The 8,875-nt window shown below is 66.6% G+C and carries 8 protein-coding genes; 3 read left to right on the top strand and 5 right to left on the bottom strand.

The annotated features are described in order from the left end of the window. Positions 1-81 precede the first annotated feature (81 nt). From G455_RS0102830 to G455_RS0102840, 3 genes are read left to right on the top strand one after another with little or no spacing between them, the layout of a single operon-like run. Complete coding sequence (locus tag G455_RS0102830) at positions 82-732, top strand: ABC transporter ATP-binding protein (protein WP_028092290.1); 651 nt, start codon at positions 82-84, stop codon at positions 730-732. Continuing rightward, positions 729-3,140: an FtsX-like permease family protein gene (locus G455_RS0102835; protein WP_028092291.1), complete on the top strand. Its 2,412-nt coding sequence runs from the start codon at positions 729-731 to the stop codon at positions 3,138-3,140. The genes G455_RS0102830 and G455_RS0102835 overlap by 4 nt, the downstream gene beginning before the upstream one ends. Next, complete coding sequence (locus G455_RS0102840) at positions 3,130-4,188, top strand: lipocalin-like domain-containing protein (protein ID WP_028092292.1); 1,059 nt, start codon at positions 3,130-3,132, stop codon at positions 4,186-4,188. The genes G455_RS0102835 and G455_RS0102840 overlap by 11 nt, the downstream gene beginning before the upstream one ends. Here the strand turns inward: G455_RS0102840 and G455_RS23190 are convergent. From G455_RS23190 to G455_RS0102875, 5 genes are all read right to left on the bottom strand, one after another. Continuing rightward, complete coding sequence (locus G455_RS23190) at positions 4,136-4,630, bottom strand: NUDIX hydrolase (RefSeq protein ID WP_051312110.1); 495 nt, start codon at positions 4,628-4,630, stop codon at positions 4,136-4,138. The two genes, G455_RS0102840 and G455_RS23190, sit on opposite strands and share 53 nt — an antisense overlap. Positions 4,631-4,633: 3 nt before the next feature. After that, on the bottom strand, positions 4,634-5,113 hold the full coding sequence (locus G455_RS0102850) for a CYTH domain-containing protein (RefSeq protein WP_028092293.1): 480 nt from the start codon (positions 5,111-5,113) through the stop codon (positions 4,634-4,636). 21 nt (positions 5,114-5,134) lie between these two features. After that, positions 5,135-5,878 carry a ParA family protein gene (locus tag G455_RS0102855; RefSeq protein WP_028092294.1) on the bottom strand — a complete coding sequence of 248 codons (744 nt, stop codon included), beginning with the start codon at positions 5,876-5,878 and terminating at the stop codon, positions 5,135-5,137. Continuing rightward, the gene (locus G455_RS23195; protein WP_035365925.1) at positions 5,875-7,401 is read right to left on the bottom strand and encodes a CHAD domain-containing protein; all 1,527 of its coding nucleotides are present in this window, start codon (positions 7,399-7,401) and stop codon (positions 5,875-5,877) included. The genes G455_RS0102855 and G455_RS23195 overlap by 4 nt, the downstream gene beginning before the upstream one ends. A gap of 312 nt (positions 7,402-7,713) precedes the next feature. Then, on the bottom strand, positions 7,714-8,331 hold the full coding sequence (locus G455_RS0102875) for a glutathione S-transferase family protein (protein ID WP_028092297.1): 618 nt from the start codon (positions 8,329-8,331) through the stop codon (positions 7,714-7,716). Positions 8,332-8,875: the final 544 nt, after the last annotated feature.

An 8,875-nucleotide genomic window follows, 5' to 3' on the forward strand; every position in this document is an offset into this window, starting at 1 on the left:
GACGCAGGGCAGCATTCCGCCGGAGAGGACTGGACAGGGCTGCACCAAACTCCGATTGAGGAGATCAAGACCGGAGGGACCATGCTGCTAGAGATCGACACGGTGACCAAGACCTACCCCGGAGCGGCGCGCCCGGTGCTGCGCGGCGTCTCGCTGGGTCTCGCCGCCGGCGAAACCCTGGCGCTGACCGGCGAAAGCGGCAGCGGCAAGAGCACGCTTCTGCATCTGGCCAGCGCGCTCGACAGCTTCGACAGCGGCGAGATCCGGCTTGAGGGCACGGCTCTGTCGGGGCTCGACGATACCGGTCGGGCAAGGCTGCGGCGCGAGCGGGTGGCATTGGTGTTCCAGCAGTTCAACCTGATCCCCTCGCTGAGCGTCGCGCAGAACCTTGCCTTTCACGCCCGTCTCGCCGGTCGGCTGGATCGCGATTGGCTGGCTGAGTTGACCGAACGTCTGGGGCTGGCCGAGCTGACCGCACGCTATCCCGAACAGCTCTCGGGCGGGCAGCAGCAGCGCGTCGCCATCGGCCGGGCGCTGGCGGCGCGGCCGGCGCTGCTGCTGGCGGATGAACCCACCGGCAACCTTGATGAAACCGCCAGCGCGGCGGTGATGGATTTGATGCTCGATCTGGTGCGCGCCTCTGGCACGGCGCTGTTTCTGGTCACCCATTCGCAGGCCGTCGCGGCACGGGCCGACCGGCATCTGCACCTTGCCGCCGGGCGGGTGGCATGAGGCGCGCGGCGCTGCAAGCGCTCTGGTCGCATTGGCGGCGCCATCCGCTGCAACTGGCCACCCTGCTGGCCGGTCTGGCGCTGGCCACGGCACTCTGGTCGGCGGTGCAGGCGATCAATGCCGAGGCGCGGGCGAGCTATGCGCGCGCCACCGCCCAGCTTGGCGTCGCGGCGCTCGACCGGTTGGAGGCGCCGGGCGGGCCGGTCCCGCTGGCGCGTTATGTGGCGCTGCGCCGGGCCGGCTGGCAGCTTTCCCCCATCCTCGAAGGCCGTGCAACGCTTGGCGATCAGCGGCTGCGCATCGTCGGCCTGGATCCGCTGAGCCATCCGCCGATGCCGGCCGTTCAAACCCTCGCCTCCGATCCCGAGGCGCTGCCGCAGATGATCGCCCAGGGCGGCCTGATGCTGGCGCCGCCCGATCTTGCCGCGGCGCTGCGCGACACCCCTGGCCTGCCAATGGTCCGTGCCAGTGCCGAAGTGCCGCCCGGCATGGTGCTGACAGATATCGGTGTTGCTGAACGGCTGCTGCACCGCGAAGGGCAGATCGACCGGCTGCTGATCCTGCCCGACCAGCCGATGGGGCTGCAACCGCTCGACCGGCTGGCGCCGGATCTGCACCGGCTGCCGGGGCGCGAGGGTGCCGATACCGCGCGGCTGACCGACAGTTTTCACCTGAACCTCACCGCCTTCGGGCTCTTGTCCTTCGCGGTCGGGCTGTTCATCGTGCATGGCACCGTCGGGCTCGCCTTCGAACAGCGTCGGGCGATGATCCGCACCCTGCGGGCGCTGGGGCTGCCGATGCGTAGCCTCACCGCGTTGATGTTGGCCGAGCTTGTGGCGCTGGCGCTGATCGGCGGCGGTATTGGGCTGGTGTTGGGTTATCTGGTGGCGGCAGCCCTGTTGCCCGATGTCGCGGCCACCCTGCGCGGGCTTTACGGGGCGCCAGTTGCCGGGGGGCTCAGCTTGCGGCCGGTCTGGGTGCTGGGCGGACTTGGCATGGCGATTGCCGGCACGCTGGCGACCGGGGCCGGATCGCTGTGGCGGGGGGCGCATATGCCGATCCTCGCCGCGCCGGGGCTGCAGGCCTGGGCTGAACGCGCCCATCGCGCCGCGCGGCTGCAAGCGCTGGCGGGCGTCGGGCTGATCGCTGCCGGGCTGCTGGCGCTCTGGCTGATCCCGGGATTGATCGGCGGGTTTGCCCTGCTGGCCGGGCTGATGCTGGGCGCGGCGCTGCTGTTGCCGCCCGTGCTGGGGCTGATCCTGACCCTTGGCCGCCGGCTGGTGGGCGGTGTGGTGGGTGAATGGCTCTGGGCTGACATGCGGGCACAATTGCCGGGGATCAGCCTGGCCTTGATGGCACTCTTGCTGGCGCTCGCCACCAATATCGGCGTTGGTACCATGGTCAAAAGCTTCCGGCTCACCTTCGTTGGCTGGCTGGATCAACGGCTAGTGGCGGATCTCTATGTCACCGCGCGGGACGATGCGCAGGGGGCGGAGATCGCCCGATGGCTCGCCCCCCGGGTCGCCGCCGTACTGCCGCTGCGCGAGGCGGAGTTCCAGATCGCCGGAGCGCCGGCCGAGGTCTATGGCGTGGTCGACGATGTCAGTTATCGCGACCACTGGCCGCTGATCCGGCATAGTGCCGCCGGCTGGGATCGGGTGCTGACGGGGCAGGCCGCCTTCGTCAACGAACAATTGGCCCGCCGCGCCGGCCTCTGGCCCGGGGCCGAGGTGCGGATCGCCCCCGGCTGGGCGCTGCCAGTGGCCGGCGTCTATTCCGATTACGGTAACCCCTCGGGTCAGGTCATCGTGTCGATCCCGGCCCTGCTGGCCCATGCGCGCGCCGTGCCGAACCGCCGCTTCGGCATCCGCGCCGGTGCCCTGCCGGTCGCCGATCTGATGCGCGATCTGCAGACGCAGTTCGACCTGCCCGCCGCCGCGCTGATCGACAATGCCGGGCTCAAGGCCCGTTCGCTTGCCGTTTTCGACAAGACCTTCGTGGTGACCGGGGCGCTGAACCTGCTGACGCTGGGGGTGGCGGGATTTGCGATCCTGACCAGCCTGCTGACGCTCTGGTCGTTGCGGTTGCCGCAGATCGCGCCGGTCTGGGCGCTGGGGCTGACACGGGCCGATCTGGCGCGGCTGGAGATCGGGCGCAGCCTGGCGCTGGCGCTGCTGACCGCCCTCCTGGCGCTGCCGCTGGGGCTGGCGCTGGCCTGGGTGCTGTTGAAGGTGATCAACGTGCAGGCTTTCGGCTGGGAGCTGCCGATGTCGCTCTTCCCGCTCGACTGGCTGCGGCTCCTCGCGCTGGCGCTCCTCGCCGCGGGGCTGGCCGCCGCCCTGCCCGCCCGGCGGCTTTATCGGTTGCCACCGTCGGATTTGCTGAAGGTCTTTGCAAATGCGCGTTAGGCTCCTCCTCGCTCTTCTCTCCCTGGTGAGCACGCTGATCGCAGCCCCGCTCCGGGCGCAGGGCTATGCCGGGCTTGGCAGTACCGCGGCCCAAGGCTTCGCCACGCCTGAACGCGGGGTGCCCCTGGTCTTTCCCCGCGATCACGGGCCGCATCCGGATTATCGCATCGAATGGTGGTATCTGACCGCCAATCTGACCGGACCGGACGGCACCCCCTATGGCATCCAGTGGACCTTGTTCCGATCCGCCCTGGCGCCGGGCGAGGCCCGGGGGTGGCAGAGCCCGCAGATCTGGATGGGTCACGCCGCCGCCACCTCCGCCACGGACCACCATTTCGCTGAACGGCTGGCGCGCGGCGGCATCGGCACCGCCGGGGTCAAGACCGCCCCCTTCGAGGCCTGGATCGACGATTGGCGGATGGCCGGCGACGATGGCCTGTCAAATCTGACGCTCACCGCCCGGGGCGCGGAATTCGCCTATGACCTGCGGCTTTCGGCACTGGGACCGATCGTGTTGCAGGGCGATCGCGGCTATTCGGTGAAATCGGCAGATGGGCAGGCGAGCTATTATTATTCGCAACCGCATTACCGGATCGAAGGCACGCTCACCCTGCCCTCCGGCCCGGTCACAGTCACCGGCCAGGGCTGGCTTGATCGGGAATGGTCGTCGCAACCGCTGGCGGCAGATCAGAGCGGCTGGGACTGGTTTTCGCTGTCTTTCGACGATGGCGCCCGGTTGATGGGGTTCCGGCTGCGCGGCACGCGCGGGGATTTCACCTCGGGCACCTGGATCGCGGCGGATGGAACGGCGACGCCGCTCAGCCCCGGCGCGCTGCGGGCCGAACCGTTAGAGTGGCGCACGGCCTCAGGTCATCGGGTGCCGGTGCGCTGGCGCCTGACCCTGGCCGATCACGATCTGGATGTGACGATTGCCGCACTGAACCCTTCGGCATGGATGGGCACGCGGTTTTCCTATTGGGAAGGGCCGGTCACCGTCAGCGGCAACCGGAACGGGCGCGGCTATCTTGAGATGACCGGCTACGACTGAGCCCACCGCCGGCCTCGGCCGGAAGGTTGCGAAAATGCGCAGCCCATTGTCGCAGCATCCGGCGACTGGCCTTGAAGGTCAGCAATTTTTCCCCCTCGCACACCGAAACCAGCACCCTACGGCGCTGATGCGCTTCGGGCCAGGAGGTTCGCAGCCGCTCGACCCGCATCGGATAAAGCGTCAGGTCGATCTTTCCATCGGGATGATCGACGATGCCGCGCAGTTTCATCCTTCCCCAGCGCCGGCCGATCACCCCGGCCTCCTCGCGCGCCTCCTGCAGGGCGCTGTCGGCACCTGAACGGCCCGGCACCCGGTTGCCCTTGGGGAAGATCCAGTTCTGATGGGTCCGGCTGGTGATCAAGACCACCCTCAGCTTGCCGCCGACCTGGATGAAGGGCAGCGCCCCGTATTGCTTGCGAGGCTTCCCGTTCTTGCCTGACATCCCCTAGCTCTCCTCCGGTATGCCTTCGGTGACCATGGCGCGATTTCCATAGCGGGGATCGTCCGTGACCTCGCGGCCGAACCAATCCGGCGGTCGGAAGGCATCCGCCGCCGGGACACTGTCAAACTCCACCTCGACAACCTGCAGCGGCGCCAATGCCCCGTGGAAGATGTCGAGTTCATAGCGCAGCCCCCCGGGCAGAGGACCGGTCCAGCGCTCTTTCTCAAGCCGGCGGCCTTCGGTCGCGGGCCAGAGGGTATCGAATTGCGCCTCGGTCAGGGCGATCTCGCGTTCGCTGCGAGTCATGCCCCAGCCCGATTTTACAGTGAGGATGCGGCGCGCATCCTCCGCCCTGAGCCTGATCTGAACCGAATCCGAATTGCGTGTCAGATAGCCCTGCGCAATCTCTGCCCGTCGTGCCTGGCTCAGGTCCGGCAGACGTGTGACCAGAAATTTACGCTCGATCTCGACGAAGTCGGTCAATATCCCTCCAGTTCCCGCGCCTTAAAACCGCGCCCCGACCTCGGCCCAGAGCATGGAATAGGCGCGCGCCGCGAACCGACCGCCGGCATAGGCCGCAACCGGAGCGCGATGCAGGCCCATCTTCTCTATCTCAGATGAAAATGGGATGACAGTGGCGAGGAAAAGTTCGGAATAAATCCCTCGCATTTTCTCCATCGTCTCGTGATGCAGCGTCTTGCGTCCCTGCACCATCGAGAAGAAGGCCAGTAGCTTGCCCCGATCCAGATCGTGATCGACAAAGAATTCAAGCAGTTGTTCGAAAGTCCGTTCCGACAGTGTGGTCGGGATCACCGGCACCACGATGCGGTCGGCGGCCTTGAACACATTCTCGGACAGGGCCGAAATATTCGGTGGACAATCGAGCAGGATCAGATCGTAATCGCCATCCACGGCCTTCAATGCCTTTTTCAGGCGCGACTGGCTGTTCTTCATCCGCGACAGGAAGATATCGAAATCGCGATAGGACATATTCGCCGGCAGGATATCGAGATTGTCGAAATCGCTACCCCGGATGGCGCCGGCGAAACGATCCTCATCGCGGAAGAACGTGTCATCCTTCAGCTTCTTCGACGGTTTCACCCGGAAATAAAACCCCGAGGCCCCCTGCGGATCCAGATCGCACAGCAGCACCCGCAGCCCGCTTGCCGCCGCCGCATAGGACAGGTTCACCGCCGTGGCGGTTTTCCCCACGCCGCCCTTGTTGCTGTAGCAGGCGACCACCTTCATGCTGTCTCCCCCCCGTCATGGAACTGAGCCGCAAAGCGCGCCCGCAGCTCGGCATTGTCGAAACCGGCAAAGCTGTCCGTCAGCCGGGCGCGCTGCTCAAGCTGGCGCTGATGCAGGATCGCGATCAGCGCATCCACACTCCGGGCGATCGCCTCGGCATCGTCGCGCAGATCCGCCCCGGGGGTCGCGAGCAAGGCGCGCAGGCTTTGCTGCTGCACCGCATAGTCGTTGAACAGCCCCAGCCCGTCCTGCAATCGCTTCAGCGGCTTGATCAGCGGCGCCATCTGGCTGGCCGGGAACAGCGGCGCGAAGAATTCCATCAAGTACCGCAGTTTCTTGCAGCCGATCCTGAGCGCATGCACCTCGTTGTCCGGCGTCTTGTCGGTGATCTCTGCAGCCAGCTTGCAGACCTTGTGATACCGCGCCCAGATCAGCTTTCTGGCATAGCCCAAGACAGGATAGTCGGCCATCGGCCCCTTGGCCAGGGCATCGGGTTCCGCAAAAACCCGCTGCAATCGACCGATCTGATCGGCATAGGCCTGTTCCCCGAACCGGCGCGCCAGCTTCGCCTGTTCTGCCGCGCGTTCCCGGGCGAAGAGATCGAACATCGCGCTGAGCCCGGAATGCAGCGTCGCCGGCAACAGATCGAAATAGAGATCGCGCTCCAGCAGATATACATCGAGATCTCTCAGCCGCCCGGTCGGGGCCATCAGATCGGAAAAGGCGCGTTTCAGCTCGTCGGTCAGCGCCGCGTCATAAACGCCCCGAAACAAGCTCAAAACCGAGCGGACCTTGCGCAGGCTGACCCGATAATCATGCAGGAACTCAGTATCGATATCGGCAATCACCCCGCCTTCGTTCTGCCGCGCCACCGCGATATGGGCGCCAATCAGCGCCGCGGCGGCACGGGCAGCGGGTTCGCCGGGTGCCAGCGGCACCTGCGGTTTCGCCTCATAGGCCGGCGTTCCCGGGAACAGGCTTTCCGCCAGCGCCTCCAGCTCGATATGCGGCGCCGCGCCTCTGAGCCGGCGGCGAAGCTGATCGAAGGCGAGATCATAACCGCGCAGATATTGCAGCTCGACCAGCGTCACCACCGCACCGGGGCCGTCGGGTTCCAGCCGCCTCAGCCAAGCGCGAGCCTGGGTCTTCTCTTCCTCATCCAGAAGCGTGGCGCGCCGCACCACCATGCGCCCCTGCCCCAGCGCCAACAGGCTTCTGAGCGGGGACAAATCGGACAGGGCCTCGCCCACAGGGCCGGGCTGCAGATCGGCAATGAAATGACCGCTGCGCGCAGCCGGCTGTTCCCGCCCACCGGCCTGCGCCGCCAACAGGATCAACTTGCCCTCGGCCTCGATCAGGGCACGATGGGATTTGCCCAGCGGACAGTCGAACTGATCGAGCAGTGCGAAAGCCACCGGCGGCGCCTCGGGCTCCAGCTCCAGCCGCAGCGCCCCCACATCCTTGCCAAGTGCCTTGCCACGTATGCGCCCTGACAGTGCGAAACTCTCTCCGACCCGCCTCATCGTGCCCACTCCCCGCCGCCTGATCCGAGATACACCTCTATCAGCCGCTCTATGACCTTCACCCTGGTCCCTTCGTCGTTCCCCCGGCTCCTCAACGCTCCGAGAATGCGGCCCTCCGGCCGCAGAGAGGTATTCGCCCCCCTCTCCCTGCCGCCTGTCGCGCCGCAACTATCCCTTGGCTCCACCATCTTCGCCCCTGTCGGAAGTGACGTCATGCTTCCATGATGCGGCCCGAGTCTCAAGGCGAAAGCCCTCGTCCACGGCCTTGTGTCGCGGGGGGGGCGGCAGCGGCGGCTGGCTGTCGATCAGGGCCTAACTGATCGGCGTCATCACCGCCTTGCGGAAGGCGGGCCGCGCCTGAAGCCGGGCGTACCAATCCTCCAGCGCCGGCAGCGTGGGGCGCTCGACCGGCAGCGAGAACCAGGGATAAGCCAGTGCCCCCAATGGAATATCCCCAATGCCGAGCTCTAGCCCCGACAGCCAGGGCGCATCGGTCAAGGCCTGATCCGCCAGCGCCATCAGCCGGGCACAGCCGGCCGCGCCGCGCTCCACCACGGCCATGTCGCGCTGCTCGGGCGCGCAGCGCACCAGGGTCCAGAACATATCGTGAAACGGCCGGACAAAGGAGATCGAGGCCCAGTCCATCCATTTGTCGCCCACGGCCCAGAGCCGAGGATCGGCAGGTGCGAAGGGCTCTGTCCCATAGCGCCGCGCCAGATAGCGCACGATGGCGTTCGATTCCCACAGGATCACCCCGTCATCTTCCAGGCAGGGCACCAGGCCGTTGGGGTTCTTCGCCAGATATTCGGGGCTGTCCACCACACCAAAGGCGCCGCCGGCAGGGATCAACTCGTAATCAAGCCCCAGCTCCTCGGCGCACCAGCGCACCTTACGAACATTGGTGGAATTATCACGGCCCCAAATCTTCATGACGGCTCTCCTTGTCGGTTTCGGCCCGCCTTAGCACCGATCCAGAATCGGGGCAAAGAGCCCCCCCTTGGCCAGTCCACGCAGAAACATGTTTCCCATCATCAGCCTATGCCTTGTGCAGGGGACATAGCTCTCGCTGATCGCCATGCCTTCCCGCCACCGTCATCTCCCCATGCGACCCCGCGATCGCGGACGACAGATGGGCCCCAGGCCAGTCGCAATACGCCCATCGGCGGGAGAAGCCTCGATCACGCCGGCGGCGATGGTGCCGACCACTCAGCGCAGTGTCGTGCAGTGATGTCTTGCGCCGTGACTTGTCGGCCACCTTGCCTAGCTCCCTCGCGGGGGAGCGGGCCAGCCGGAGCCCCGTCTCTTCTGGCTCTTTGGCCTTGTCGGGCCTTCTCCGCCCCTCTCCTCGCAGGATCGCGCTAACAGGCTGCAGAAAAAGGCTGCCGTGAGGAACGGCTTCCTTCTGCGCTGTTGTTGGGGGGCTGGATCAGGGGCGGGCGGTCCTGGCGGCGGCTTCCCTGGTCAGGCCGCAAGC

The sequence above is a fragment of the Pseudodonghicola xiamenensis DSM 18339 genome (genome assembly GCF_000429365.1).
In the GTDB taxonomy this organism is placed as follows: Bacteria; Pseudomonadota; Alphaproteobacteria; order Rhodobacterales; family Rhodobacteraceae; genus Pseudodonghicola; species Pseudodonghicola xiamenensis.